Here is a 26192-nt window from a genome sequence, read left to right as displayed (position 1 = left end):
TCCCCGGCGGTGGCGGCGGCCACGGGCGCGGCTGGCCCGGTTCGCTGCGGCGCGGCGGCCGTACAGCCGGGAACACAAGCTGGTCAGGATCTCCGTCACGTCCCGCACCCCGGTCGCCCATGCGGTCACACGGGCTACCTGGCGATCCAGGTCGGCTCGCTGATCGACCGACGACACCCGGGCGTAGACGACCACCTGGCCCTGGGTGTCACCGCCGGCTACATCCACCATGATCGTGCCAGGCGGAAGAGGCCGAGCGGGCACCGGCATGGTCCCCTCGCGGAACCATCGATACGCGGCCTGCGGGTGCACCCCGTTGCGACACGCCCACTCGGCAAGCTTCATGAGACCGACACTAAGACTCACAGACTCGTACGTCTGCCCACAAACGGGTGAACTGCTGACTACCCCCAGGGTGCCGGCTGCGCCCGTTCGCGCGCAGTTCTCCTTGTGCCCACCCTTGGCCGGATCAATCCGGGCGGAGGAGGGCGGCCGACCGGAAGAGGACCCGGGACCGCCCGAGCGGCCGAGGCCGCCCGGGCCGCCGGGTGACTAACCTCGGTCCCCATGCGTCTGCCGTATTCCCAGGTCGCGACCCGGACCGCCGCGAGCGCGGCGCGGTCCGCCCTCGCCCTGCTCTGCGCCTCGGTCGGCGTCCCCGGCCTCGCCGCGGCGGCCGCCAACCCCGGCCTGCTCGCGATGGTCGACCAGCACGCGGCCGCGGTACGCGACAGCCTCGACGGCGACCGGCGACCGCTGACCCCGGCGGCGCTGGTCGGGTACGCCGACGGGCTGCGGGCGGCCGCGCTGGAGCACGGCCTGACCCTGCCCACCGGCACGGTCGACTGGACCGAGCCGGACTGGCTGCGCATCCGCCTGCTGGCGGTCTGCGCGCTGGCCCGCACGCTCGACCCGCGCCACCTCGAAGCGGCCTGACCCGCTCCGGACACGACGGAGGGGCGTCCGCGCCACGCACGGACCCCCTCCACCGGTACGCCTCCGACTCAGGTCCCCGGACGGCGGAACTGCTGGGTCTCCTCGCCCACGTTGCCGGACTGGTACGTCCCCCGGCCCCCGGCCGCCGCCCTGGCCTCCTCGGCGCTCGCCATGGGCTGAACGCGCTCGGCGCCCCGATCGGCCATCTGCCGGCTCATGTCGCCCCGCCCGGCCGCCTGGGCCTGGCGGTGCACCTGGATCGCCCGCGACTCCTCGGCCGCCCGGTCCAGCCAGCGGTCCCAGCGGCTCTGCATCGGCTTCACCAGACCACCGCCGACGCCGACGATCAGGATGCCGGCCACCGTGGCGAGCACCGCGATCAGCACCGGCGTGGTCACCGTGGTGGCGACGCCCACCTGGTTCAGCGCGGCGATGATGCCGAGCGCCAGGATGAAGACCGCCGTCAGGTCGCCGAGGATCCGGCCGTACGAGAGGCCGCCCAGCGCGCCGGTGACCAGGTCCCGGACGGCGTTGGCGATCGCGGCCGCCACGACCACGATGACGATCGCCACGAACGCGCGCGGCAGCCAGGCCACGACGCCCCGGATCAGGTCACTGATCGCGTTGGGTCCCCACACCCCGAAGGCGAACTGCAGGGTGAACAGCAGGACCGCGTAGTACGCGAGCTTCGCCAGGATGTCACTCGCGTCGTACTTCGTGCGTTCCAGTGCCCGTTTGATGCCACCCCGTTCGACCGCCCGGTCGAACCCCACCCGTTCCAGTACCTTGTCCACGATTTTGAGTACCGCTCGGGCGATGATCCAGCCCACCACGAGGATCGCGATGAACGCGATCGCCCTCGGGATGAAGAGCAGCACCGACCTCCACATGTCGGCCACGGCGTCGCCGATGTCGGCCTGCCTGACCGCAAGGGTTTCCGGCATGATGTCCCTCCTGTCGCATGGACTGCGCCGGCCGGATACCCGGTCGCTCAGGGTGCACGCCGCGACACCCGGGATCAATTTCCCGACATATCCCCCGAAAGACCTCCTGACCTGCCCTAACATCACCGCGCCCGGACCGTCCGGCACGGTCGGAAGGCATGATCCAAACCTCTGAGCGACGCTCCGGCTAGGCTGCGTGACATGCCAGGCACGGTCGGGCGAGTCCCCACGCCACCACCCGCCGCCCCCGGACCGGCCCCGGTCTCGCAGGTGGCGGCGACCGTGCTCGCCCACCCCTGGGCGGGCACCCCGCTCGGGCCGCCGCAGCGGTGGGACCCGGCGGTACGCGCCCTGGTCGACGTGATCCTCTCCTCGCCGGTGCCGATGGCGCTCTACTACGGCGACGAGTTCGTGCTGCTCTACAACGAGGGCTACTCCGAGCTGATCGGCGACCGGCACCCGGACGCCCTCGGCCGGCCCGCCGGCGAGGTCTTCGCGGACCTCTGGCACACCCCCGGGGTGGGCGACGTGATCGAACGGGCCTACCGGCGGGGCGAGTCCTTCCTCCAGCGGGAGTCGATGCTGCCGGTCGACCGGCACCTGGCCGCCACCGGCGACCACGCCGTCTTCACCCGCGGCCACTCGCCGGTGCGCGACAGCACCGGCCGGATCGTCGGCGTGCTCACCGTGGCCGCGCAGACCACCCAGCTCACCCAGCAGTTGCAGAGCCTCAGCGACTTCGCCGCCGCGCTCTCCGGCACGCTCACCCTCGACGACGTGGCCCGGGTGACCCTGCGCTACGCGCTGCACTCCTTCGACGCCGACCGGGTGACTTTCGCCGTCGACGACGGCCCCGGCTGGCGGATGGTCCGGCGCATCCGGGGCGAACTGCTCGACGAGGCCGACGAGCGGCTGCCTCCGCTGTGGCGGCCCACGGCCGCGGACTCGCCCGCCCCGGTGGTGGTGACCGCGCGCAGCGGCGTGCCGTACTTCGTCGGCGACGGCGAACCGCTGCGGGCGAGCGCGATCGACCGGCACGACCAGAAGATCCGCTCGCTGGCCGCGCTGCCGCTGCGCTCCTCGGTGATCCGCGGCGGCCTCGCCGTCGGCTACCGGACGCCGCACGGCTGGTCGGCGGCGCAGCGGGCGCTGCTGGCCGCCTCGGCGGAGCTGGTCGGCCAGGCGGCCGAGCGGGCCCGCCGGTTCGAGACCCAGCACGGCACCGCCCAGCTGCTGCAACGCAGCATGCTGCCGGAACGCCTACCGGCGCTGCCCCGGCTGCGCATCGCCGCCCGGTACGACCCCGGCGTGGACGGCAACGCCGCCGGCGGCGACTTCTACGACGCCTTCCTGCTGCCCACCGGCGACCTGGGCGTGGTCCTCGGCGACGTCGCCGGCCACGACGTGCAGGCGGCGGCCCGGATGGGCCAGGTACGGGCGGCGCTGCGCGCCCTGGCGCTGGCCGACCCGCGCCCGGACGCCGTGCTCACCGGACTGGACCGGCTGGTGGCCAGCCTCGGCACCGAGACCGGCACCCAGGAGCTCTTCGTCACCGTGGTCTTCGGCGTGGTGGACGCCGACCGCCGCGTGACCACCCTGGCCAGCGCCGGGCATCCGCCGCCGCTGATCCGGCGCTGCCACCCCGACGGCTCGGCGACGGCCACCTTCGTCGAGCTGCCGGCAGGCGCCCCGCTGGGGCTGGGCTGCCGGCCGCGTACCGCGACCGTGCCGTTCCAGCCCGGGGACACCCTGCTGCTGTACAGCGACGGGGTGGTCGAGCGGCGGCGGCAGAGCCTCACCGCGGGGCTGGACGTGCTGGTCACGGCGGTGGCCGATGCGGCCAGCGGCGACCCGCGCGCGCTCTGCGCGGTGGCCACCGGAGCGGTGGAGGGTGCGACCGAGGACGACGTCGCGGTGCTGGCGGTGGAGCACGCGCGGAAGCCGAGCCGCTCGGCGAGCATGGAGATGCCGGCCGAGCCGACCGCGCCGAGCCGGGTGCGGCACTGGCTGACCGCGCAGCTCACCGACTGGCGGGTGCCGGAGGCGGTGATCGGCGCGGCGGTGCTGTGCACCAGCGAGCTGACCACCAACGCGCTGCTGCACGCCGGCACGGCCGCCCGGGTGGAGATCGACCTGAGCCCGGAGCGGCTGCTGGTGTCGGTCGCCGACTCGGGCACCCGGGGCACCGTGACCCGGGCGCAGACCGACACGTTGAGCAGCCGGGGCCGGGGCCTCGGCCTGATCGAGCAGCTCTCCGACGCCTGGGGCACCGACCCGACGGTCCGTGGTTCGACGGTCTGGTTCGAGATCCTCATCCCGGCGGGATGAGCACGGGCGTCAGCGCCGCCCGAACGGGGTGCCAGGAGCGAGCTTGTCGAGCCCTTTGGTGTCACCTGGAGCGCTATGGTGTCTTGCGTGAATCTGGCGCAGGGTCGACGGCTGCTGGTCGTGGATCCGTCCGGGGTCGACGACGACCTGGTGCGCGACGTGACGGAGATCCTCACCTCGCTGTGCGCTCGCCTGCACGGCGACAGTGCACCGACCAGCCGCGCGTGGCGGGCGATCAACGCCGCCGCCGAGTCGGGCCCGGGCGACGACCTTGACCGCCTCGGCTGCGGCGCGAGCCGACGTGAAAATGATGCAGGCGTACCGCTACGCGCTCGACCTGACTCCACGGCAGGAACGCGCGGTGCTGGCGCACGCCGGGGCGGCCCGGGTGGCGCACAATTGGGCCCTCGCCCGGGTGAAAGCGGTGATGGACCAGCGCGCCGCCGAACGCTCCTACGGCGTGCCCGATGAACTGCTCACCCCGGCGATCGGGTGGACGCTGCCAGCCCTGCGCAAGGCGTGGAACGCCAGCAAGGATGAGGTTGCGCCGTGGTGGCGGGAATGCTCCAAGGAGGCGTTCAACACCGGACTCGACGCCCTGGCTCGAGCGTTGAAGAACTGGGGCGACTCACGTAAGGGCGCGCGCAAGGGGCGCCTCGTTGGCTTTCCCCGGTTCAAGTCCCGCCGCCGCAGTGCGCCGACTGTTCGGTTTACCACCGGCGTAATCCGCGTCGAGGCTGACCGGCGGCATATCACCCTTCCCCGGCTGGGTGCGCTGCGCTTGCACGAGTCGGCTCGTAAGCTGGCTCGGCGGGTGGAGGCAGGCAGCGCGCGGATCCTGTCCGCGACGCTGCGACGCGAGGGCAGGCGCTGGTTCGTGTCGTTGACCTGCGACATGCAGCGTGCCACCTGCATCCCCGCCCGGGCTGGCTCGGTAGTCGGCGTAGACCTCGGCGTGAAGCACCTCGCGGTGCTGTCCACCGGCGAGCAGATCCCCAACCCGCACCACCTCGTGGCCGCGTCGCGGCGGATGCGGCGCCTCGCCCGCGCGGTGACCCGCTGCGTAACCCCCGACCGACGGGTGCACCGAGCAGGATCAAAGCGGTGGGTACGTGCCCAGGATGCGCTCGCCCGTACTAACGCCCGCGTGGCAAACCTGCGGCGTAACGGCCTGCACCAGCTCACCACCCGACTGACACGGGAGCACGGCACCGTCGTTGTCGAAGACCTCAACGTCGCCGGGATGCTGCGCAACCGCCTTCTGGCCCGGCACATCGCCGATGCCGGCTTCGGCGAACTGCGACGGCAGCTCGCCTACAAGACCGAATGGAATGGAGGTCGGCTGGTTACTGCCGACCGCTGGTATCCATCCTCCAAGACGTGTTCGGGCTGCGGCGCGGTGAAAACCAAGCTGGCCCTGTCCGAGCGAACCTACGCCTGCACCGCCTGCGGCCTCATCCTCGACCGAGACTTGAACGCCGCGCTCAACCTCACCGCCCTGGCGCGCGAGGTTGCCGACGCCCGGAGTGGCCGGGAGTCGTCAAACGGACGTGGAGCCGACCGTAAGACCCTGCTTGCGGGGCTGGTGGCTGCGAAGCGTCTACCCGGCACCGCGAAAGCGGGTCAGACCGGGACCGTCCCACCGCAAGGCGGGACTACCAACCGTGTACTCAGCAAAGCCCACGGAACGGTAACGGTAGGAGGACGCCCATGAGCGCAGAGAGTCCCTCCGGCGTCCTCTTCGACGTCGACGGCACGCTGGTCGACACCACCTACCTGCACACCGTGAGCTGGTGGGAGGCGCTGCGACAGGCCGAGCACCGGGTGCCGATGTCGCTGATCCACCGGTCCATCGGGATGGGCTCGGACAAGCTCCTGGACCACCTGCTCGGCCCGGAACGGGACCGGGCGGCCGACGGCAAGCTGCGCGACGCGCACGACAGCCTCTTCGCCGAGTACTGGGAGCGCCTCGCCCCGCTGCCCGGCGCGGCGGAGCTGGTGCGCGCCTGCGCCGCCCGGGGGCTGCGGGTGGTGCTCGCGACCTCCGCCGCCGAGCACGAGGTCGGGGCGTTGCGCGCCGCGCTGGACGCCGACGACGCCGTCGACACCGTCACCTCGTCGGCCGACGCCCAGCAGAGCAAGCCGGCGCCGGACATCCTGGTGGCCGCCCTGGAGCAGGCCGGTCTGGACGCCCGGCGGGTGGTCTTCGTCGGCGACTCGGTCTGGGACGTCGCCGCCGCCGCCAGGCTCGACATCCCCTGCGTCGGGTTGACCTGCGGCGGCACCAGCCGGGGTGAGCTGGCCGGGGCCGGCGCGGTCGCCGTCTACGACGACCCGGCGGCGCTGCTGGCCGCGTTGGCCGACTCCCCCCTCGTCACAGCGAGGCGGACGTCACCGCGGGACAAGCCGGACACCGAGGCTTAGCCCCCCGGAGCACGGGGCACAGTCCCCACCTCGCGCGCGGGCGCGGGCGAGGTGCGAGAGGTGGTGCCGTGGAACCGGTCGATGTCGCGTTCGCGCTGGTGGGCGTGGGCGCCCTGCTGGCCGGGATCCTGCCCCGGGTGCTGGAGCGCCGCCCGCTGTCCATGCCGATCGCGTTCCTCGGGCTGGGCATGCTGGTCTTCCTGCTGCCCACCGGGCTGCCCTCGCCGGACCCGCTGGCCCATCCGGAGCTGACCACCCACCTGACCGAGATCGGGGTGATCGTCGCCCTGATGGGCGCCGGCCTCAAGATCGACCGGCCGTTGAGCTGGCGGCGGTGGTCGTCCACCTGGCGGCTGCTGGCGATCGCGATGCCGGTGTGCATCGCGGCGGTGACGCTGCTCGGCTGGTGGTGGGCCGGCCTGGTGCCGGCCGCCGCGCTGCTGCTGGGGGCGGCGCTGGCCCCGACCGACCCGGTGCTCGCCGCCGACGTGCAGGTGGGCGAGCCCACCGACGTGGAGGACTCCGAGGACGAGGTCCGCTTCGCCCTCACCTCGGAGGCCGGCCTGAACGACGGGCTGGCCTTCCCGTTCGTGTACGCCGCCATCGCCATCGCCACCACCAGCCTCGCGCCGGCGGACTGGCTCGCCGACTGGTTCACCGTCGACGTGCTCTACAAGCTCGTCGTCGGCGTCGGCGGCGGGCTGCTCGTCGGCTGGCTGCTCGGCAAGCTGTTCTTCCGCGCCCCCAGCGAGCTGCGGCTGGCCCGGCACGCCGAGGGCTTCCTCGCCCTGGCCGCCACCTTCCTGGCGTACGGGCTGGTGGAGGTGATCGGCGGGTACGGCTTCCTGGCCGTCTTCGTGGCCGCGCGGGCGATCCGGGCGGCCGAGCGTACCCACGAGTTCCACTCGGTGCTGCACGACTTCGCCGAGCAGGTCGAGCGGCTGCTGACGGTGCTGTTGCTGCTGCTCTTCGGCGGCGCGGTGATCGACGGCCTGCTGGCCCCGCTGACCTGGCCGGCGGCGGCGGTCGGACTGGCCCTGCTCTTCGTGGTCCGGCCGCTGGTGGCCTGGCTGTCGCTGCGCGGCGCCCCCGGCCGACCGGCCGAGCACTGGGTGATCTCGCTGTTCGGCATCCGTGGCGTCGGGTCGTTCTACTACCTGGCGTACGCCACCAGCAAGACCGACTTCCCCCAGGCCGACCTGATCTGGGCGACCGTCGGGCTGGTGGTGGTGGTGTCCGTGGTGGTGCACGGGATCGCCGCGACCCCGGTCATGCAGCTGCTCGACCGGGCGGGCGAGCGCACGAAGGAGCCGTCAGAGCGGGGCGAGCCCGCACTCGGCGGCGTCCGGGGCTGACCGCGGGGCGGGCACCGTGGCCGGCGCCGGCAGCTCCAGGTGCACCCGGACGAGGGTGCCACCGCCCACCGTGCGGATGTCGACCAGGTCGCAGAGCTGCTGCACGAGCAGCAGCCCGCGTCCCCGCTCGGCCGACGCCGGGGCCGGGATCCGGCCGGCGAGCGGGTCGGTCAGCGTGCCGTGGCTGCTGATCTCGCAGACCAGCTCGTCCGGCGCCGCCACCCACCAGCGGGCCGTGCCGGGCCCGCCGGCATGGGTGATCGCGTTGGCGGCCAGTTCGGTGACGGCGATCCGCAGGTCGTCGACGCGGTCGGCGGGCAGTCCGGCGGCGACGGCGGTGGCGGCGACGGCGGCCCGCAGCGCGGCCAGGCCGGCCGCCTCGACCCGCAGCGTCGCCGCGTCGGCCGGGGCCGGGGGCAGCGCCTCGGCGCAGCCGGCCAGCACCCTCTCGGGCTGCTGGTAGCCGGCGCTGGGCCGGGCCACCGCCCCGCTGCGCACGACGGGGTGGGTCCGCCCCACGTCGGCGAGGGCGTCGGCGGGCAGCCGGGAGCGGTCGAAGAGGCAGAGCACGCTCACCGGGTACGCCGGGAGCGCCAGATTGATCATGGCTTCGTGCTCGACGCAGTGCCGGTACGCCGCCGGCCGCCGGCCCGGCCAGAGCGACTCCCCCACGATCCGCAGCCGGCGGCCGGGGAACCGGTGCACGAAGTCGCGCAGGGCGGTGGGGATGATCGCCGCCGGGTTGCGCCCCATGGCGCTCATGTCGGCGAGGGTCACCCCGGCGAACGCGCCGAGAGCGGTCCCGACCTGGCCGAGCCGGTACGCGGGGACGGCGACCAGGACCGGCTCGTCGGCGGCCCGGCCGGCCGCCACGAAGGCGGTGATAGCGTCGAGGTAGTCGTGGTCGTCGGCGTAGAGCAGCGCGTCGTGCCGCAGGCCCCGGCCGGTCACGCCGTCCCCCACCGTCCGGAATCCCCGTCCACGTCGCGCACACCTCCCCCGAGGCGACGATACGCCCCCCGCCGGCGGCCGGTGCGCGCACCGGTACCGGTCAGCGACGCACGGCGAGCACCCGCTCGGCCAGGGCGCGCCCCAGGTCCCGCCCGGAGCGCCAGGCGCTCTGCACCCGGGGCCGGCCGAACGCGTCGCCGGCCAGCCCGACCCCGTCGTTGTCGAGGTGGTACGTCCCGTCCCCGGCGGCGGTCGGGCGGGCGTACGTCCAGCGGTGCACGTGCACCAGCTCGGCCGGCTCGGGCAGCCCGAGCAGGTCGCGGACCGCCTCCTCGACGGCCGGCCCGGCGGCGCTGGGCTGGGCCAGGTGGCCGGCGGCGAACTCCGGCGTGGTGTGCGCGACGAGCACCGGGGCGCCGTCGCCGCGCCGGTCGCCGTCGTCGCAGACCAGCGCGAGCAGCGGGTGGTCGTTGACGAAGGCGCCCCGGAAGTCGGGCCAGCGGCGGCTCGGGAAGCGCAGCACCGCGCTGAGCGTCGGCGACCAGCGCTGCTGAAGAGCGGCACGCGTCGCGTCGGCCAGCTCCGGGTCGAGCAGCAGCGCCGCCTGCGGGCCAGGCATGCACAGCGCCACCGCGGCGCACCCGGCTCCGTCCACCGTCGGGCCCGGCCGCACCGTCATGACCAGCCGGTCCACGCTCACCGGCAGGTCCCGGGCCAGCTCCTCGACCAGCGAGCGCAGGCCGCGCGGGGCGGCCCAGCGGGTCGGACCGGCCACCTCGCGCCGGCCGTCCGGGCCGTACGCGACGAAGGTGTCGGTCCACTCCCGGACCAGCCCGGCGGCCCGCCAGCCCCGCACGACCTCAGCGAAGTCGGGGTCGTCGACGGTGAGGTACGCGGCGCCGGTGTCGGCGGGGCGGCCGTCGAAGCGGCGGCTGGCCAGCCGCCCGCCCGCCACCCGGCCCCGTTCCCGGACCTGCACGTCAACGCCCGCCCGGACCAGCTCCGTCGCGCACGCCACGCCGGCGATGCCGGCTCCCACCACGATCACGCCCGAGTCCACCGGGTGATCGTATGTGCGTCGGCGGCGGGCGGCATGAAGGACCGACACCGTGGGTAGGGGTACACCTGTTCGAAGAGAGGTGGACATCATGGCCGACCGCAACAGGCAGCAGCCCGATCCGCGGGGCGCGATCAAGGACCCGGACGAGTGGGTGACCGGCGAGGAGCCGCCGACCGCCGCCCAGGAGTCGTACCTGCACACGCTGGCCCGGGAGGCCGGCGAGGAGGTGCCGGACGACCTGACCAAGGCCGAGGCGTCCCGGCGGATCGACGAGTTGCAGGAGGAGACCGGCCGGGGCCGGTGACCCTCAGCGCGGGGGCAGGCGGTGCAGCTCGACCTCGTCGAGCCGCCCCGCCGCCACCCGCGCCGTCAGGTAGGTGGCGTACGGCTGGGACCGCCGGTCGGTGGGCGAGCCGGGGTTGAGCAGCCGCAGCCCGCCCGGGGCGACGCTGTCCCACGGGATGTGCGAGTGGCCGAAGATCAGCAGGTCACGGTCGGGGAAGCGGGCCGCGCAGCGCTCCTCCCGCCGGGTCTTCGGCCCGGTCTCGTGCACCACCGCCACCCGCAGGCCGTCCAGCTCGACCCGGGCCACCTCGGGCAGGCGGGCCCGCAGCTCCGGGCCGTCGTTGTTGCCGTACACGCCGACGAGCCGGCGGGCCCGGGCGCTCATCGCGTCGAGCAGCGCTACGTCGACCCAGTCACCGGCGTGCACCACCACGTCGGCGGCCTCCACCGCCGACCACACGGGCGCGGGCAGGTCACGCGCCCGCTTCGGTACGTGGGTGTCGGCGATAATGACCAGGCGCATCCCGCCATTCTCCGCCAGCCGGCGGGGGTGGGCGCCCGGCGCGCTCAGGCGCCCTGGCCCTGGTTCTGCATCAGGCCGCCGTCCATGAAGTACGTCGACCCGGTGACGTAGTCGGCGTCGGCGCTGGCGAGGAAGACGGCCAGCTTGGCGATCTCGCCGGGCTGGGCGGCCCGCTTCCACGGGATGGACTGCACCTGTTCCTCCAGGTACTGCGGATCGTCGATGGCCCGCTGGTTGAACGGGGTGAGCACCATCCCAGGTCCGATGTTGTTGACGTTCATCCGCATCGGCGCCACCTCCAGGGCGAGGCTCTTGGCGAACTCCAACATCGCGCCCTTGCTGGTGTCGTAGTCCGCGCCGCCGGCCCGGGCGACCTCCTGGTGGATCGAGGTGATGTTGATGATCTTCCCGTGTCCGCCCTGGTCGCGGCGGTGCCGCACAAACCGGCGGGAGCAGAAGAACGTCCCGTAGACGTTGATCCGGATGGCCCGGTCCCAGGTCTCGGTGTCCAGGTCGGCGACGGGGATGCCGGAGGCGTCCACGCCGGCGTTGTTCATCAGGACGTCCAGGGTGCCGAACTCGGCGAGGGCCTCGTCGAACATCGCCTCGACCTGGTGCTCGACGCTGATGTCGCCCTGCACCACCACGGCCCGCTGGCCGGCCTTCTCCACCTCGGCCCTGGTGTGGTTGGCCCCGGCGTGGTCGTGCAGGTAGTGCACCACCACGTCGGCGCCCTCCCGGCCGAACTCGATCGCCGTGGCCTGCCCGATCCCCGAGTCCGAGCCGGTGATCAGCGCGGTCCTGCCCGCCAGTCGTCCGGTCATCAGCGTGTTCCCTCCCTGGGTCCCGTACCGGCCGGCACGGGCTGTCGGTCGCCTTCGGTGGCGCTGCGGGCCCGCTCGTCGGCGGCGGTGAGATGACCCGCCGCGTTGATCAGGCCGATGTGCGAGAACGCCTGCGGGAAGTTGCCGAGGTGTTCCCCGGTCGCCTGGTCGATCTGCTCGGCGTACAGCCCGAGGTCGTTCACCCGGGCGGCGAGCTGTTCGAACACCCGGCCCGCCCGGTCCCGCTCCCCCGCCTTGGCCAGGCAGCCGACCAGCCAGAACGAGCAGATGACGAAGCCCGCGGGGTCGTCGTCCCAGCGGCGCAGCAGGCCGTCGCGGGACAGCCGCCGCTCCACCACGTCCACCGTGGAGCGCATTCGCGGATCGTCCGCCGGCAGGAAGTCCACCAGCGGCATGAGCAGCACCGAGGCATCCAGCTGGTCGGAGTCGAAAGCCCCGGTGAAGGCGCCGAGCCGCTCGTTCCAGCCGCGCGTCAGCACCGCCGCCCGCACCTCGTCGCGGGCCGCCGCCCAGCGGGCCACGTCCGCCGGGCCGCCCAGCCGGGAGCCGAAACGGACCGCCCGGTCCAGCGCCGTCCAGCACTGCACCTTGGACGAGACGTAGTGCCGCTCCGCGTCGCGCGCCTCCCACATCCCGGCGTCCGGCCGCCGCCAGTCCGACACCGCCCGGTCGGCCAGCGCGCGCAGCAGGTGGCGGACGTCCGGCGACATCGGGTCCAGGTAGTACCGCATCAGCCAGGCCGCGTCGAGGACCTCGCCCAGCACGTCGTTCTGCCGCTGCCGCCAGGCGTCGTTGCCGACCAGGACCGGTCGGCTGCCGTCGTAGCCGGAGAGGTTGCCGAGGGCGTGCTCGGTGAGGTCCCGTCCGCCGTCGACGCCGTACATGATCGGCACCGGCTCGTCGCCGATCCGGCCCATCGCCTGGCCCACCCAGGAGAACTGCCGGTTCGCCTCGTCCGGGCAGGCCGCCAGCCAGAGCGCCTGGAGGGTGAGGCTGAAGTCGCGTACCCAGACGAAGCGGTAGTCGTAGTTGCGGTCACCGCCCAGCTGCTCGGGCAGCGACGTGGTCGCCGCAGCCACCACCGCTCCGCTGGGCCCGTAGGTCATGCCCTGCACCACCATCGCGCTGCGCCGCACCGCGTCGCGGTAGCGGCCCTGGTAGTCGTCGTGCAGCGCCGCCCAGGACCGCCAGCCGGCGACGGCGTCGGCCACCACCTGGTCGGCGTCGGGCGTGGCCGGCTGCGCGCCGCCGTAGGCCGGGGCGTGCCCGAGGGTGAAGCGGTAGGTCTCCCCGGCGCGGACGGTGATCCGGCCGGTGGCCCCGTCCTCCCCGCAGTCCAGCGCGACGTCGGCGCGCAGTCGCAGTCGGCAGCCGCCGCCGGCCGCGTCGATCATTCCATCGGAGTTCGTCAGGTAGGCACTGACCATCCCGTACTCGAACCGGGGCTGGTAGTCCACCAGCATTGGCACCTCGCCGACGAGTCCCTCGACCACCCGGGCGAGCACCCGCGGGGAGCGCCGGCCGATGTCGTGCCCACGCGCCCCCGGCTCCAGCGCCAGGGCGTCGGTGACGGCCACCGCGCCGGTCGCGGTGGTGAAGACGGTACGCAGCACCAGCGTGTCGTCCAGGTAGGAGCGTTCGCTGGTGTACCCGCCCGCGGGCCGGATCGACCAGTGCCCCGCCCGGTCGTCGAGCAGCCGCCCGAACGCCGACGGCGCGTCGAACCGGGCGGGGCACCACCAGTTCACCGAGCCGGCACGATCCACCAGCACGGCGCTGCTGCCGTCGGCCAGGAACCCGTGCTCACTGATCCGTCCGCTCTGCACGCCGGTGCCTACCCGGGCCGGCGAAGCAGCATTCCTCGACGTCGGCGGCGGTTGGGCGTTACCGCTGGGGACCGTCGGGAAGACGGGTGGCCGACGAAGGAGGCAGCGATGACCAGACCCTCGAACCCGACCGCGGCCTGGCGTCCCGGGATGCCGGGCGGCGAGAACCTCCCGTCCGGTCCGGCCGGCCGGCCGGCCGCGCCCGGCGGTGACGGGCACGGCCCGCAGACCGGGCCGCCCACCGTGACGATCGGCTCGTACCCGGACTATCCGTCCGCACAGCGGGTGGTGGATTATCTGGCCGACAACCGGTTCCCGGTGGAACACACCGCGATCGTGGGGACGAACCTGACCCTGGTGGAGACCGTGCTCGGCCGGTTGACGACCGGGCGGGCCGCGTTGCTCGGCGCGGGCACCGGAGCCTGGTTCGGGCTCTTCATCGGCCTGCTGTTCGGCATCTTCACGGTCGGCAACTGGCTGGCGGTGATCCTGGTCGGGCTGGTCATCGGCGCGATCTGGGGTGCCGTCTTCGGTGCGGTCGCGCACGCCATGTCCGGCGGCCAGCGCGACTTCACCTCGGCCAGTTCGCTGCGCGCCGGCCAGTACGCGGTCACCGTTGACGCGAACCTCGCCGACCAGGCACGTCAGCTGCTGGGACGGATGCACCTCACCCCGACCGGCGCGACGGCCCGCTGAGCACGTACCCCGACGCCCCGGCGCACCGCGCGCCGGGGCGTCGCGGCGTGGGTCAGGCCCGGTGGTACGCCAGCTCACCGGCCCGGATCGGTACGTCGACCCGGTTCTCCGGCGGGGCGAGCGGGCAGGCCCACCGGTCGTCGTAGGCACAGCTGGGGTTGTAGAGGTAGTTGGCGTCCAGGCGTACCCGCCCGCCGGGCAGCACGGTGAGCCCCCGGCCGTACGTGCCCTTGACGGTGTCGGTCAGGTACCGGCCGCCGCCGTAGCTCTCCCGGCCGCTGGTGCCGTCGCGCAGCGGCACGAACAGCCCGCCCCCGTACGCCTCGATCCACCACAGGGTCAGCGGGCCCCACGGGGTCTGCGCCACCGCCACCCGCCGGTAGGTCACCACGCCGTCCGGGCCGCCGGTGTCGATGCTCTCGGTGCCCGAGGCGGGGCGCAGCGGCGCCTCCACGACGGCGTCCGGGTTCGGCGGGAACCAGCCCAGCCCGGTGAAGGCCGCCCGGTCGGCGGCGGGCACCGGACTCTGCGGGTGCCCCGCGAACAGCTCGTCGCGGGCCGTCCGGAAGCCGGCCAGGTCGAGGTCGGAGAGGTAGAGCCGGGCCACCCGCTCCCGCCAGTCGAGCAGCTCGAGATCGTCCACCCGCCGAGCCTAGCCGGGCCCCGGGGTCAAGGGTCGGTGGCCAGCCGGGCGTGCAGGTGCTCGTCGTGGCGGCGGCCGTCGCCGTACCGGTGGGAGTCGCGCATGGTGCCCTCGATCGGGTACCCGGCCCGCGCGGCGACCCGGCAGGAGGCCGGGTTGGCGACCGCGTGACAGAGCTCGATGCGGTGCACCCCCAGGTGGGCGAAGGCCCACCCGCCGAGCGCGGTGACGGCCCGGGAGGCCACTCCCCGGCCCCGCGCGGCGGCGGCCGTCCAGTAGCCGATCGAGGCGTTGCCGTCGTGGATCTGGAAGAGCGAGGCCCCGCCGAGCAGGGTGCCGTCGGTCGCGTCGGTCACCGCCAGGGAGAGCCGGTCCACGGCCGTCGGGTCCGCGCGCCGACGCAGCCACTCGCGCGCCGCCGCCTCGTCCCGTACGCCCTGCGGGTTCCACCGCTCGACCTCGGGTTCCCGCAGCGCCGCGAGCACGGCGGGAGCGTCCCACGCCCGCCAGGCGCGCAGCAGCAGGCCGGGGGCGGTCAGCTCGACGGGATCCACGGGCCGGAGTGTGGCACGGTGTGCCGCCGGCCCGCCCGCGCTTTCCGCCGATCGCGTTCCTTCAAAGCAGAATTACCCAGTCGCTCGCCCTCCCCTCCACCCGCTCTCGGCAGCTCAAAGCGGGCTTGTTTAAATTTGAAGGAGTGCTACAGTCGTAGCCGTGACGGAGGGTCTGGACAGCGCGCGGATGGCCGGCTGGCGCGCGTACATCGAGGCGAGCCAGCGGCTGTTCACCCAGCTGGAGGACGACCTGCGCGCCGACCGCGGCCTGAGCTTCGCCGACTACCACGTGCTGGTCCTGCTCGCCGAGGCGCCGGGACAGCGGCTGCGGATGGGCGAGCTGGCCGACCGCCTGGTCTTCTCTCCCAGCCGGCTGACCTACCAGATCACGTCCATGCAGCGGCGCGGCCTGGTCGCCCGGGAGTCCTGCCCGCAGGACCGCCGGGGCAGCGAGGCGGTGCTGACCGCCGCCGGGCTGCTCGCCCTGCGCGAGGCCGCACCGGGGCATCTGGCCTCGGTCCGCCGGCACCTGATGGACGACCTCGACGACGCCGAGGTCGCCACCCTGACCCGGGTCTTCGAACGACTCGGCCGGCGCCTGCGCGCCGACCGCGACGCGTCGTCCACCCTGAGCGACTAAGGAGTTCGCGATGCCCGCCATCACCGTCGACGACGTCCTCGTCCTGCCCCGCCTGCCGCGGCTCGACGAGAGCACCAACTTCCGTCCGGTGCGCCGCCTGATCACCGCGCCGCGCGGCTACGAGGGCGAGGGCTTCCCGGTGCGCCGGGCCTTCGCCGGGGTGCCGATGACCGAGCTGGACCCGTTCATCCACCTGGACCAGATGGGTGAGGTGGACTACGCCCCGGGCGAGCCGAAGGGCACCTCGTGGCACCCGCACCGCGGCTTCGAGACCGTGACCTACATGATCGACGGAATCATGGACCACCAGGACTCGCAGGGTGGTGGCGGCACCATCACCAACGGCGACACCCAGTGGATGACCGCCGGCCGTGGCCTGCTGCACATCGAGGCGCCGCCGGAGCACCTGGTGATGAGCGGTGGCCTCTTCCACGGCCTCCAGCTCTGGGTCAACCTGCCCAAGGTGGCGAAGATGAAGCCGCCGCGCTACCAGGACATCCGTGGCCGGGAGGCGGCGCTGCTCACCACGCCGGACGGCGGGGCGCTGATCCGGGTGATCGCCGGCGAGGTGGCCGGGCACCGGGGCCCGGGCTCGACCCACACCCCGATCACCATCGCGCACGTGACGCTCCAGCCCGGCGCCGAGCTGAGCCTGCCCTGGCGGCCGAACTTCAACGCGCTGGTCTACGTGCTGGGCGGCCGCGGCACCGTCGGCACCGAGCGGCGGCCGGTGCGCACCGGCCAGCTGGCCGTGCACGGCCCGGGCGACGCGCTGCGGGTCACCGCCGACGCCCGGCAGGACGCCAACACCCCGGCGCTGGACCTCTTCATCATGGGTGGCCGGCCGATCCGGGAGCCGGTGGCGCACCACGGGCCGTTCGTCATGAACACCCGCGCCGAACTGGTCCGGGCCTTCGAGGACTTCCAGGCCGGCCGGCTCGGGGTCGTCCCCGCCAAGCGGCTGCCGCACACCGGCGGCCAGGGCAAGCGGCCCTGATCGCACGCCAGGGCGCCCCGGTCCACCGGGGCGCCCTGGCGTCGGTCTCAGGAGACGGCGAAGATTCCGGCGACCCCGAGGATCACCATGAGCAACACCGCCAACAGCGCACCCCGTTCACTCTCCACCGCCTGAGGGCGGTACTCGGACACGGGGTTCGTCGTCTCGGCGGGCATGCTGTGGCCTCCTCGGTGTGCGCGTCTCGGGTCCGACAGGTGCCACCACCAGGGCACGCGGAGCAGGCCCGGCGTGCGTACCGGCGGCAGGACACCTACCGTGAGGACGTTGTCGACGACCTCGGGGGGCTGGAACGTGGCGACCCAGGATTGGTTCCTGACCGCTGACGAACGCGCCAACCCGGTCTCGGTGTTACCCGTCTGGACGGCGGGAAACCTCGCCGAGCCGTTGATTCACGGTGTGGCGTACTTCGACCGGCTGGTCGACGAGGTGGCGGCGCTGCGCGCCGGTGACCACCTGTTCTTCACCGACTGGCGCGGCGACCCGGACCAGCGGATGCGCCCGGACGGCCCGACCGTGGCCCAGCTCTTCGCCCAGGCCGCCCAGCGGGGTGTCGTGGTCAAGGGGCTGATCTGGCGCTCCCACCTCGACGCCCTCTCCTACAGCGAGACGGAGAACCGGACCCTCAGCGAGGCGATCTGCGCGGCCGGCGGCGAGGTGCTGCTCGACCAGCGGGTCCGGCGGGGCGGCTCGCACCACCAGAAGCTGGTGGTACTGCGACACCCCGGCGCCCCGGAGCGCGACATCGCCTTCGCCGGCGGCATCGACCTGTGCCACAGCCGGCGCGACGACGCGGCGCACCGGGGCGACCCGCAGGCCGTGCGGATGTCCCCCCGGTACGGTCCGCACCCGCCCTGGCACGACGTGCAGCTCGCCGTCCGCGGCCCGGTGGTCGGCGCGCTGGACACCACGTTCCGGGAGCGCTGGACGGACCCGATGCCGCTGGACTCGGAGAACCCGCTGGCCTACCTGCGCGACCGGCTGCGCGGCGCCGACCTCAGCCCCGATCCGCTGCCCGAGCAACCGGCCGACCCGCCGCCCTGCGGCCCGCACCGGATCCAGGTGCTGCGCACCTACCCGGCGGTCCGCCCCCGCTACTCCTTCGCGCCGGACGGCGAGCGCACCGTGGCCCGCGGCTACACCAAGGCGGTACGCCGGGCCCGCCGGCTGATCTACCTGGAGGACCAGTACCTGTGGTCCACCGAGGTGGCCGAGCTGTTCGCCGACGCGCTGCGGGACAATCCCGACCTGCACCTGGTGGCGGTGGTGCCCCGCTACCCGGACGTGGACGGCCGGCTGGCCCTGCCACCGAACATGGTGGGCCGCGAGCAGGCGCTCTCGCTCTGCGACAAGGCCGCCCCGGACCGGGTGCACGTGTTCGACCTGGAGAACCGCGAGGGCGAGCCGGTCTACGTGCACGCGAAGGTCTGCGTGGTCGACGACGTCTGGGCGAGCGTGGGCAGCGACAACTTCAACCGCCGGTCCTGGACGCACGACAGCGAGCTGTCCTGCGCGGTGCTCGACGACACCCGCGACGAGCGGGCGCCCACCGATCCGACCGGCGAGGGCGACGGCGCCCGGGTCTTCGCCCGGGAGCTGCGGCTGCGGCTGTGGCGCGAGCACCTCGACCGCGACCCGGACGGCGGCGAGGACGCCGACCTGCTGGACCCGGAAGCGGCGGTGAAGGCGATCACCTCGGCGGCCGACGCCCTCCAGCGGTGGTACGACGGCGGCCGGCAGGGCCCTCGGCCACCGGGCCGGCTGCGCCCGCACCGGCCGGAACGGCTGCCGTGGCTGACCCGGCTCTGGGCGCTACCGGCGTACCGGCTGGTCTACGACCCGGACGGCAGACCGCTGCGGGCCCGGCGCGCCGGCACCTGGTGAGGCGTCGCCACGCGCCTCCGCCCGCGCCTGCTGCCCGGGGTACGGGGTCAGCCCACCCGGGTACGCGAACGCGGTGCGCGGGGCGTAGAAGCCCCAGGTGATCAGCAGCGGGTTCTCCGGGCGCAGCGCGTAGACCGGGTGCCCGGGCTCCAGGAACTCCACCGACTCGATCTCGAACGGGTCGACCGTCTCGGAGATGAACGGGTAGACGGAGCTGACCAGCTGCCCGGCGCAGCGGGTGAAGTAGCGGTGGTGCCCGGAGTGGATCACGTGCCCGGTCTCACCTACCCGCGCCCGCGCCCGGATCAGCGGTGACCCGTCGGCCACGGTCTCGGCGACCAGCGCCTCGCCCCGCACGTCGATCGTGGTCCGGCCGAACACCGCGGGAGCGCCGCGGGCGGCCGCGTACTCCCGCACCAGCGGGCTGGAGGTGACGTAGTGCGTCCACCAGCCGCCCGGCGTCACCCCGCCGGGGGCGTTCACCCCGTCCAGGGCCACCCCGAGGTAGGTCAGCGAGTAGGCGCCGAAGCCGGAGGTCTGGGAGTCGTCCTCCACCACGTACTGGTTCATGAAGACCTGCCGGTCCCGGCGCGGCCGCAGGCCGGACGGCACGAGCGCGGCGACGGCGTCCGGATCCGCCGGCAGCCAGCTGAAGTGCAGCGTGCGACTGTCGACGACGAGTTGCGGATCCGCGGGGTCCAGCACGACGCCTCCGTACCGATGGGTGTAGGCCGACGCTACGTGCGGTCCTGTCAACGGGACAACGACGGAAAGCCGACACTCGTCCGCCATGTCGGTTTCACGATTGACCGGTCGGTCGGGCTGGGGCAGCCGACCGGACGGGACGAACGGGTGCCCGTCGGACACCGCCATCGGTCGAGCGACCCGGTAACGGTGATCACAAACTCGCGAGTTTATGCCCGTTACACCCCTTTCATGTCTCGAAATTACTTAAGTACATCGTCCTTTCGGCTAGATTTCGTCAAGCCGATCAGGCTAAGGTGAGTCCCGAACGGACCACCTGAAGCTAAACCAAAGCGTCACGTCTTTTTGTCCGCGGACGAGGTGCAGGGAGGACCACCCATGACCGCGCCAGCGACCACTGAGCAGTCGGCCACCGCCGCGCCGACCACCGAGAAGCTGGACCCGCGCGCGCTCACCGACAGCGCCGCCGACCTGCTCAACGCGATGGCCGCGCTGCCCGCCAACCATCCGTCCCGCGCCGCGATGCGGGACCGGGCGATCGAGGCCTGGCTGCCGCTCGCCAACCACCTCGCCCACCGCTACAGCGGTCGCGGCGAACCCACCGACGACCTGGCGCAGACCGCCGCCGTCGGCCTCATCAAGGCGATCGACAAGTTCGACCCCTCCCGCGGCGTCGACTTCGCCGGCTACGCCATCCCGACCATCATCGGTGAGCTCAAGCGGCACTTCCGCGACCGCACGTGGGACATCCGGGTGCCCCGCCGCCTCCAGGAACTGCGGCTGGCCATCTCCGACGCCAACAGCTCGCTGCTGCAGACCCTCGGCCGCTCGCCGACGGTCGCCGACATCGCCGCCCACCTCAAGCTCACCGAGGAAGAGGTCCTGGAAGGCCTGGAGGGCGCCCGCGCGTACAACGCGGTCTCGCTGTCCACCCCGACCGGCGACGGCGACCGGGCGACCGAGCTGGGCGACATGCTCGGCGGCGAGGACAGCGAGTTCGAGCTGGCCGAGCTGCGGGTGGCCCTCGGCCCGGCGCTCGCCACGCTCGACGAGCGCGAGCAGAAGATCCTCACCCTGCGCTTCTACGGCAACCTGACCCAGTCGCAGATCGCCGAGCAGATCGGCGTCTCGCAGATGCACGTCTCGCGGCTGCTGGCCCGGGCGCTGACCAAGCTGCGGGGTCAGCTCGACGGAACCTACTAGGGTGCGCTGACGGCGGCCGGGTCGGCGGACCCGGTCACCGTCGCGTCCTTCGGGCCCGGTCGGCGGTTCGCCGACCGGGCCTTTCCGTGCCCACACCGCGCACGCGTCGGGCACCGCGACGGCCGACGCCGCTGATCGCCGGCGCCGGCCTTCGGGTACCGCGCTCAGTGGCTGCCCGGCTCCCGCCACATCGGGTAGAACGGGGAGCCGTCGGGCAGCCGGAACGGCTCGCCAAGCCGGTAGCCGTGCCGGGCGTACAGGTCGCGGCTGCGCTCGCTGCTCGCCTCCAGGTACGCCGGCACGCCCGCCGCGTCCAGCGCCGCGTGCTGGTGCCGCAGCAGGGCGGTGCCGACGCCCCGCCCCTGCCGCTGCGGTGCCACCGCCAGGAACGCCAGGTGGTGATGGTCGTCGTGCGGGTGGTGCGCCTCGAACAGCGTGTCGAGGTGCTGGAACCGCTCGGTCCACTCGCCGCAGGCCGCGGCCAGCCGCTCGTCGTAGTCGGCCGGTGGCGGCGCCGGGTCGCCGGACTGCGGGAACCAGACCGCGACGCCGGACCGGTCGGCGGTGGCGTGGACCAGGCCGTGCCGCATCGCGTGGTCGACCAGGATCTCGAAGTTGTCCGCCAGCACGGCCTCCCGCTTCGCGGCGTCCGGCACCAGCCACCGCGTCGCCGGCAGGTCGTGGAACGCGCCGGCGATCCGCTCGGCGACCGCCCGGGTCTCCGCCGGCCCGAGCCGCTCGACGGTCAGCCCGGTCACCGCCGCACCCCCGCCCCGGCCGGCGTCGGCTGGCCCGGCTCCGGCCGCACGGCCACCGCGGCGCTCTCCGCGCCCAGACCGATCCGGGCGTACACGTCGGGGCGGCTGCGCCGCAGGAACAGGCCCCAGAGCACGCCGAGCAGCGCGGCGAGCGGGTAGACCGCCGGGACCGCCCAGCGCAGCGGGGAGTCCGGCGCGACGCCGAGCGCGTTGGCGAAGTTGTCCAGCGCCACCACGATGATCACGGCCAGCGCGACCGCCGCCAGGCCCGGGGCGATCGCCCGCCGCCAGAGGGTCTCCCGCACCCCCTGCCGGGCGAAGAACGAGATCACCGCGACCGAGGTCGCCGCGATCAGCAGCAGCACGCCGAAGCCACCGCCGGTGCCGGCCCAGTAGAACAGCTTCAGCACCGGGTCCCAGCCGTTCACCGCGTAGAGCACGATCACCACCAGCCCGAGGACGCTCTGCGCGAGCGACGCCACCCGGGGCGACCCGGTGCGCGGCGAGGTCTGCCCGAAGGCGGCGGGCAGCACCCGCTCCCGGCCGAGCGCGAAGGCGTACCGGGCGGTGGTGTTGTGGAACGAGATCATCGCGGCCAGCACCGAGGTCACGAAGAGCGCCTGGCCGATCAGCACCGCGGTGTCGCCGAGGTGCTCGCCGGCCAGGTTGAAGATGAGCAGGACGCTGTCCTCGCCGGCCCGCTCGGCGATCCGGTCCGGCCCGGTGGCGACCGTCATCGTCCAGGACGACAGGGCGTAGAGCGCCGCGATGATCGCGACCGAGAGGTAGGTGGCCATCGGCACCGTCCGGCGCGGGTCCTTGCTCTCCTCGCTGAAGACCACCGAGGACTCGAACCCGACGAAGCCGGTGATGGCGAGCACGAGCACCGCCCCGGCGCCCGGCACGAAAAGGTTCTCCGGCGACAGCGCGGCGACGCTGACCTCCCCGCCGGCCGGGTGGGTGAGCTGGGCGAGGTCGTAGCCGACGATCACCGCGATCTCGGTGACGAGCAGCACCGCCAGCACCAGCCCGTTGATGTCGACCCGCAGCAGGCCCAGCACGGCGACCAGGCCCCAGGCGACCAGGGCCACCACCCACCACTGCGGATGGCCGCCGAAGAGCCGGTCGAGCACCGGCTCGGCGGCGATGCCGATGGTGCCGTAGAGCCCGACCTGCAGGGCGTTGTACGCGATCAGCGCCACCCAGGCCGCGCCGACGCCGGCCGGCCGGCCCAGTCCGCGGGAGATGTACGCGTAGAACGCACCGGCGTTGGCGACCCGGCGGGCCATCGCCACGTAGCCGACGGAGAAGAGCACGAGCACCGCCGCGACCGCCAGGAAGGCCAGCGGGATGCCGGTCACGCCGGTGACCGCGTACCCGGTGGTGACCACCCCGGCGACCACCGTGAACGGCGCGGCGGCGGAGAGGACGAAGAAGATGACCGAGGGGACGCCCAACCGGCCACGGGCCAGGGCGTCGGAGACGTTGCTGGGGCGTTCCAGCGTCGACGTGGGAGACATGGGGGGCGGCTCCGGTTCGAGGGGGGATGAGGGGGATGGTGGTGGCGCAGCTCAGGGGACGCCGCGCAGCACGGCCGCGCCGACCGCGGCCTCGGTGTGCGCGACGAGTTCCCGCAGTGGGGCGGGCAGGGCGGGGATGAGCACGCCGAGCCGGTGGTGCGCCCGGGGTCCGGCGCTCCAGAGCACCTCCCGGCTCAGCCCGGCGGCGCAGACCAGGCCGAGCAGGACGGCGTCCGGCACTCCAGGGGGATCCGGCCGTTCCAGCAGGGCGCGCAGCCGGGTGGCCGGCCACGCCACCACGTTGAGGTCGATCGGGACGTAGCTGACGCTGGTACGCAGCAACCGCCGGCTCTCCTGCCGGCGCAGCACCCCGGCGCGGGCCAGCCGCTCCCCCACCGACGTGGTCGCCGTCTGGGCCAGGAAGCTCAGCCAGGTACGCACCGACTGGTGCTGCGACTCGCCGATCAACTGGTCCAGCACGGTGTGCGCCAGGGCGTCCGGCGGTGGGCGCCGGTCCAGCACCGTGACGAGCCCGCCCGAGACGGTGATCTGTCCGAACAGGATCAGTTCGCCGAGGAGGGCGCCGGCGAGCCCCAGCCCGGTCGCGGCCGGGTGCAGTTTCGCATTGCCCCGGCTGTCGTTGTGGGCGATGAGGAAGAACTCGTCGGCGATGAGCAAACGAGCCTCCAACGCGGGTTGTCCACAAGTGATCGACGCCGGGTGACAGGATGCCCGCACCCTGCGACCATTGCAACTCCCGGATTCGATGGTTGCACTCCGTGCTGGCGCGACCTGCGGATCTTGCCGTGCCAGACTCAGAGGGTGACCGCCAGCCCCACCGTCCGCCGCCGCCGGATCGCCCGCGAACTCCGCCAACTGCGCGAGCGCGCCGGCATGACGCTCGACGTCGCTGCCCGCCAGCTCGACATGTCCAAGAGCAACCTGTCCCGGATCGAGAACGCCCAGATCGGCATCAAGCCGCGCGACGTTCGCGCCGCCCTGGCGCTGTACGCGGTCACCGGCGCGGACGCGGAGGCGCTGATCGAGATCGCCCGCGGGGCGCAGCAGCGCGGCTGGTGGCAGAACTACAGCGACGTCCTGCCGGAATGGTTCGAGTTCTACGTCGGACTGGAGGCCGAGGCGGCGACGCTGCGCACGTACGAGGCGGAGTCGGTGCCCGGCCTGCTCCAGACCGAGGCGTACGCGCGGGAGATCTACCGGCGCACCGCGGGCGAGGAGGGGCTGGAGCGCAAGGTGGCCGCTCGACTGCGCCGGCAGGAGGTGCTGCGCCGGGAGTCCCCGGTCCAGCTCTCCGTGGTGCTCAACGAGGCGGTGCTGCTGCGCCCGGTCGGCGGGGCGGCGGTGATGGCCGAGCAGCTGACCCACATGGCCCGGATCGCACAATCACCGAACGTGACTATTTACGTACTTCCATTCCTGGCCGGGGCGCATCCGGCGATGAGCACCCCGTACGTCATCCTGCAGTTCGCCGACGCCGCCGACGCCTCCGTGGTCTACCTGGACAATCTCACGATGGGGCTGGCTCTGGAGGATGCCGGTCACGTGCGCGGGTATAGCCTTGTGCACGAGGAGCTGTGCCGCATGGCACTGGATCCGGCGGACTCCGTAGCCCGCCTGGAGGCCGCTTCTCGTAACTTTGCGTGACCGCATCGCGGCACGCCCGCAGAAGACGAGAGGTACGGGGATGACCGCGCTCGACCTGACCCGGGCGGACTGGCGCACCAGCACGCGCAGCAGTGGCAACGGAAACTGCGTGGAGGTCGCCACCGTCGACGGTCGGGTCGCCGTCCGCGACAGCAAGGACCGGGGCGGGCCGGCGCTGGTCTTCTCGTCCGCGACCTGGGCCGCCTTCGTCACCGGCGTCGACGCGGTGCGCCCCGGCTGACCGCCGGGTGCCACAGTGGGCACCGTGCTCTCCGACGTACCCCTGAGACTGCCGGTCAGTCCGGTCCTGCCGGCGCTGGTCGAGGCGCTGGCCGAGGCCGGCGGCGCGGTGCTGGTGGCGCCGCCCGGCACCGGCAAGACCACGCTCGCGCCCCTCGCGGTGGCCGACCGGGTCGAGGGCCGGGTGGTGGTGGCCCAGCCGCGTCGGGTGGCCGCCCGCGCGGCGGCCCGCCGGATGGCCGACCTGCTCGGCGAACGGGTCGGCGGACGGGTGGGGTACGCGGTGCGCGGGGAGCGCCGGGTCGGCCCCGGCACCCGGATCGAGGTGGTCACCACCGGCCTGCTGGTCCGCCGGCTGCACCACGACCCGGAGCTGCCCGGGGTCGGCGCGGTGCTGCTCGACGAGGTCCACGAGCGGCAGCTCGACGCGGACCTGGCGCTGGCCTTCGCGGTGGACTCCCGGGCCGCCCTGCGCCCGGACCTGTGGCTGCTGGCGATGTCGGCGACGCCGGAGGCGGACCGGTTCGCCGCGCTGCTCGGCACGGACCGGCCGGTCCCGGTGGTCCGGGCCGAGGCGGCGCTGCACCCGGTCACCCGGATCTGGGCGCCCCCACCCCGGCCGGTGACCCCACCCGGCGCCGGTCGGGTAGACCCGGCCCTGCTCGACCACGTGGCGGCCACCGTCCGGCGGGCGCTGCACGAGCGCGAGGGGGACCTGCTGGTCTTCCTGCCGGGGGCCGGCGAGATCGCCGGCGTCGCCCGGCGGCTGGCGGACCTGGCCGACCGGGTGGCCGTCCTGCCGCTGCACGGGCGGCTGCCCGGCGCCGCGCAGGACGCGGCGCTGCGGCCGGCCGACCGCCGCCGGGTGGTGCTGGCCACCTCGGTGGCCGAGAGCAGCCTCACCGTGCCCGGCGTCCGGGTGGTGGTGGACGCGGGGCTGAGCCGGGTGGCCCGCACCGACCTGTCCCGCGGCCTGGGCGCCCTGGTCACCGTCCCGGTCTCCCGGGCCGCCGCCACGCAACGCGCCGGCCGGGCCGGGCGGGAGGCACCCGGCCACGTCTACCGATGCTGGTCGGCGGCCACCCACGAGCGGCTGGCGGCGCAGCCGGAGCCGGAGATCGCCACCGCCGACCTGACCGGCTTCGCCCTGGAACTGGCGGCCTGGGGAAGCCCGGACGGCACGGGGCTGGCC

Annotated in this window: 27 protein-coding genes and 2 pseudogenes; 15 read left to right on the top strand and 14 right to left on the bottom strand. The window is 73.8% G+C overall.

Annotated elements, in window-relative coordinates; genetic code table 11:
* Window positions 1-24 precede the first annotated feature (24 nt).
* Window positions 25-345 (bottom strand): annotated as a pseudogene (locus KBX37_RS34615) (IS607 family transposase); the annotation flags it as partial.
* 222 nt (window positions 346-567) lie between these two features.
* Here KBX37_RS34615 and KBX37_RS19460 point away from each other — a divergent pair.
* Window positions 568-936 carry a DUF6401 family natural product biosynthesis protein gene (locus KBX37_RS19460; RefSeq protein ID WP_210777364.1) on the top strand — a complete coding sequence of 123 codons (369 nt, stop codon included), beginning with the start codon at window positions 568-570 and terminating at the stop codon, window positions 934-936.
* A 68-nt stretch (window positions 937-1004) separates the two neighbouring features.
* Here the strand turns inward: KBX37_RS19460 and KBX37_RS19455 are convergent, their stop codons facing one another.
* On the bottom strand, window positions 1005-1880 hold the full coding sequence (locus tag KBX37_RS19455; protein ID WP_210777363.1) for a hypothetical protein: 876 nt from the start codon (window positions 1878-1880) through the stop codon (window positions 1005-1007).
* A 201-nt stretch (window positions 1881-2081) separates the two neighbouring features.
* Between KBX37_RS19455 and KBX37_RS19450 the strand changes: the two genes are divergently transcribed.
* The 5 genes and pseudogenes from KBX37_RS19450 (at window position 2082) to KBX37_RS19430 (ending at window position 7987) form a co-directional block, all read left to right on the top strand.
* Entirely contained in the window at window positions 2082-4208 is a 2127-nt protein-coding gene (locus KBX37_RS19450; RefSeq protein WP_210777362.1) for a SpoIIE family protein phosphatase, read from the top strand.
* Window positions 4209-4301: 93 nt separating this feature from the next.
* Window positions 4302-4454 (top strand): annotated as a pseudogene (locus KBX37_RS19445) (IS607 family transposase); the annotation flags it as partial.
* Window positions 4455-4515: 61 nt separating this feature from the next.
* Window positions 4516-5922: an IS607 family element RNA-guided endonuclease TnpB gene (tnpB, locus tag KBX37_RS19440; protein ID WP_247658485.1), complete on the top strand. Its 1407-nt coding sequence runs from the start codon at window positions 4516-4518 to the stop codon at window positions 5920-5922.
* Entirely contained in the window at window positions 5919-6632 is a 714-nt protein-coding gene (locus KBX37_RS19435) for an HAD family hydrolase (RefSeq protein WP_210777361.1), read from the top strand. The genes tnpB and KBX37_RS19435 overlap by 4 nt, the downstream gene beginning before the upstream one ends.
* 68 nt (window positions 6633-6700) lie before the next feature.
* A complete protein-coding gene (locus tag KBX37_RS19430; protein ID WP_210777360.1) occupies window positions 6701-7987 on the top strand; it encodes a sodium:proton antiporter in 1287 nt (428 codons plus the stop codon).
* On the opposite strand, the gene KBX37_RS19425 is transcribed toward KBX37_RS19430, so the two are convergent.
* Window positions 7946-8950 (bottom strand): anti-sigma factor RsbA family regulatory protein, encoded by a 1005-nt coding sequence (locus tag KBX37_RS19425; RefSeq protein ID WP_210777359.1) that lies wholly within the window; start codon window positions 8948-8950, stop codon window positions 7946-7948. The two genes, KBX37_RS19430 and KBX37_RS19425, sit on opposite strands and share 42 nt — an antisense overlap.
* Window positions 8951-9038: 88 nt before the next feature.
* Entirely contained in the window at window positions 9039-9986 is a 948-nt protein-coding gene (locus KBX37_RS19420; protein WP_210777382.1) for an NAD(P)/FAD-dependent oxidoreductase, read from the bottom strand.
* Window positions 9987-10086: 100 nt separating this feature from the next.
* Between KBX37_RS19420 and KBX37_RS19415 the strand changes: the two genes are divergently transcribed.
* Window positions 10087-10302 carry a DUF3072 domain-containing protein gene (locus KBX37_RS19415; protein ID WP_210777358.1) on the top strand — a complete coding sequence of 72 codons (216 nt, stop codon included), beginning with the start codon at window positions 10087-10089 and terminating at the stop codon, window positions 10300-10302.
* Window positions 10303-10305: 3 nt separating this feature from the next.
* Here KBX37_RS19415 and KBX37_RS19410 read toward each other — a convergent pair whose 3' ends face one another.
* The 3 genes from KBX37_RS19410 to KBX37_RS19400 are packed head-to-tail and all read right to left on the bottom strand — an operon-like array spanning window position 10306 to window position 13477.
* Window positions 10306-10806, bottom strand: coding sequence for a metallophosphoesterase (locus KBX37_RS19410; RefSeq protein ID WP_210777357.1), 501 nt, complete (start codon window positions 10804-10806; stop codon window positions 10306-10308).
* Between the two features lie 44 nt (window positions 10807-10850).
* The gene (locus KBX37_RS19405; protein ID WP_210777356.1) at window positions 10851-11630 is read right to left on the bottom strand and encodes a glucose 1-dehydrogenase; all 780 of its coding nucleotides are present in this window, start codon (window positions 11628-11630) and stop codon (window positions 10851-10853) included.
* The gene (locus KBX37_RS19400; RefSeq protein WP_210777355.1) at window positions 11630-13477 is read right to left on the bottom strand and encodes a glycoside hydrolase family 15 protein; all 1848 of its coding nucleotides are present in this window, start codon (window positions 13475-13477) and stop codon (window positions 11630-11632) included. Before KBX37_RS19400 ends, KBX37_RS19405 begins: the two co-directional genes overlap by 1 nt.
* A 108-nt stretch (window positions 13478-13585) precedes the next feature.
* Between KBX37_RS19400 and KBX37_RS19395 the strand changes: the two genes are divergently transcribed.
* Window positions 13586-14173, top strand: a complete 588-nt coding sequence (locus KBX37_RS19395) for a general stress protein (RefSeq protein ID WP_210777354.1) — start codon at window positions 13586-13588, stop codon at window positions 14171-14173.
* Window positions 14174-14225: 52 nt separating this feature from the next.
* On the opposite strand, the gene KBX37_RS19390 is transcribed toward KBX37_RS19395, so the two are convergent.
* Together KBX37_RS19390 and KBX37_RS19385 are read right to left on the bottom strand one after the other, a co-directional pair.
* Entirely contained in the window at window positions 14226-14816 is a 591-nt protein-coding gene (locus KBX37_RS19390; protein WP_210777353.1) for a DUF1684 domain-containing protein, read from the bottom strand.
* A gap of 26 nt (window positions 14817-14842) precedes the next feature.
* Window positions 14843-15370 (bottom strand): GNAT family N-acetyltransferase, encoded by a 528-nt coding sequence (locus KBX37_RS19385; protein ID WP_210777352.1) that lies wholly within the window; start codon window positions 15368-15370, stop codon window positions 14843-14845.
* Window positions 15371-15557: 187 nt separating this feature from the next.
* Here KBX37_RS19385 and KBX37_RS19380 point away from each other — a divergent pair, with 187 nt between their 5' ends.
* Both KBX37_RS19380 and KBX37_RS19375 read left to right on the top strand, forming a co-directional pair.
* Complete coding sequence (locus KBX37_RS19380) at window positions 15558-16010, top strand: MarR family winged helix-turn-helix transcriptional regulator (RefSeq protein WP_247658476.1); 453 nt, start codon at window positions 15558-15560, stop codon at window positions 16008-16010.
* A 10-nt stretch (window positions 16011-16020) separates the two neighbouring features.
* Window positions 16021-17007, top strand: a complete 987-nt coding sequence (locus KBX37_RS19375; protein ID WP_210777350.1) for a pirin family protein — start codon at window positions 16021-16023, stop codon at window positions 17005-17007.
* Window positions 17008-17054: 47 nt separating this feature from the next.
* Here KBX37_RS19375 and KBX37_RS35250 read toward each other — a convergent pair whose 3' ends face one another.
* Window positions 17055-17183, bottom strand: coding sequence for a hypothetical protein (locus KBX37_RS35250; protein ID WP_256440313.1), 129 nt, complete (start codon window positions 17181-17183; stop codon window positions 17055-17057).
* Between the two features lie 136 nt (window positions 17184-17319).
* Here KBX37_RS35250 and KBX37_RS19370 point away from each other — a divergent pair, with 136 nt between their 5' ends.
* On the top strand, window positions 17320-18909 hold the full coding sequence (locus KBX37_RS19370; protein ID WP_210777381.1) for a phospholipase D-like domain-containing protein: 1590 nt from the start codon (window positions 17320-17322) through the stop codon (window positions 18907-18909).
* Here KBX37_RS19370 and KBX37_RS19365 read toward each other — a convergent pair.
* Window positions 18838-19614, bottom strand: a complete 777-nt coding sequence (locus tag KBX37_RS19365; protein WP_307849128.1) for a hypothetical protein — start codon at window positions 19612-19614, stop codon at window positions 18838-18840. The two genes, KBX37_RS19370 and KBX37_RS19365, sit on opposite strands and share 72 nt — an antisense overlap.
* A 378-nt stretch (window positions 19615-19992) precedes the next feature.
* On the opposite strand from KBX37_RS19365, the gene KBX37_RS19360 reads away from it, so the two are divergent.
* Window positions 19993-20817, top strand: a complete 825-nt coding sequence (locus KBX37_RS19360; protein ID WP_210777349.1) for a SigB/SigF/SigG family RNA polymerase sigma factor — start codon at window positions 19993-19995, stop codon at window positions 20815-20817.
* Window positions 20818-20981: 164 nt separating this feature from the next.
* Here KBX37_RS19360 and KBX37_RS19355 read toward each other — a convergent pair whose 3' ends face one another.
* From KBX37_RS19355 to KBX37_RS19345, 3 genes are read right to left on the bottom strand one after another with little or no spacing between them, the layout of a single operon-like run.
* Complete coding sequence (locus KBX37_RS19355; protein WP_210777348.1) at window positions 20982-21575, bottom strand: GNAT family N-acetyltransferase; 594 nt, start codon at window positions 21573-21575, stop codon at window positions 20982-20984.
* Window positions 21572-23095 carry an APC family permease gene (locus tag KBX37_RS19350; protein ID WP_210777347.1) on the bottom strand — a complete coding sequence of 508 codons (1524 nt, stop codon included), beginning with the start codon at window positions 23093-23095 and terminating at the stop codon, window positions 21572-21574. The genes KBX37_RS19355 and KBX37_RS19350 overlap by 4 nt, the downstream gene beginning before the upstream one ends.
* A 51-nt stretch (window positions 23096-23146) precedes the next feature.
* Complete coding sequence (locus KBX37_RS19345) at window positions 23147-23773, bottom strand: GPP34 family phosphoprotein (RefSeq protein WP_210777380.1); 627 nt, start codon at window positions 23771-23773, stop codon at window positions 23147-23149.
* Between the two features lie 144 nt (window positions 23774-23917).
* On the opposite strand from KBX37_RS19345, the gene KBX37_RS19340 reads away from it, so the two are divergent.
* The 3 genes from KBX37_RS19340 to KBX37_RS19330 all read left to right on the top strand — a co-directional run.
* The gene (locus KBX37_RS19340) at window positions 23918-24760 is read left to right on the top strand and encodes a helix-turn-helix transcriptional regulator (protein ID WP_210777346.1); all 843 of its coding nucleotides are present in this window, start codon (window positions 23918-23920) and stop codon (window positions 24758-24760) included.
* Between the two features lie 40 nt (window positions 24761-24800).
* Window positions 24801-25001, top strand: coding sequence for a DUF397 domain-containing protein (locus KBX37_RS19335; protein WP_210777345.1), 201 nt, complete (start codon window positions 24801-24803; stop codon window positions 24999-25001).
* Between the two features lie 24 nt (window positions 25002-25025).
* Window positions 25026-26192: helicase-related protein (locus KBX37_RS19330; RefSeq protein WP_210777379.1), on the top strand; the 1167-nt coding region annotated here is incomplete at its 3' end.

It is taken from the genome of Micromonospora sp. U56 (assembly GCF_018070095.1).
GTDB classification, from domain to species: domain Bacteria; phylum Actinomycetota; class Actinomycetes; order Mycobacteriales; family Micromonosporaceae; genus Micromonospora; species Micromonospora purpureochromogenes.
Note: the sequence above shows the minus strand (reverse complement) of the source record. Positions and strands in the feature narration are given on the sequence as shown.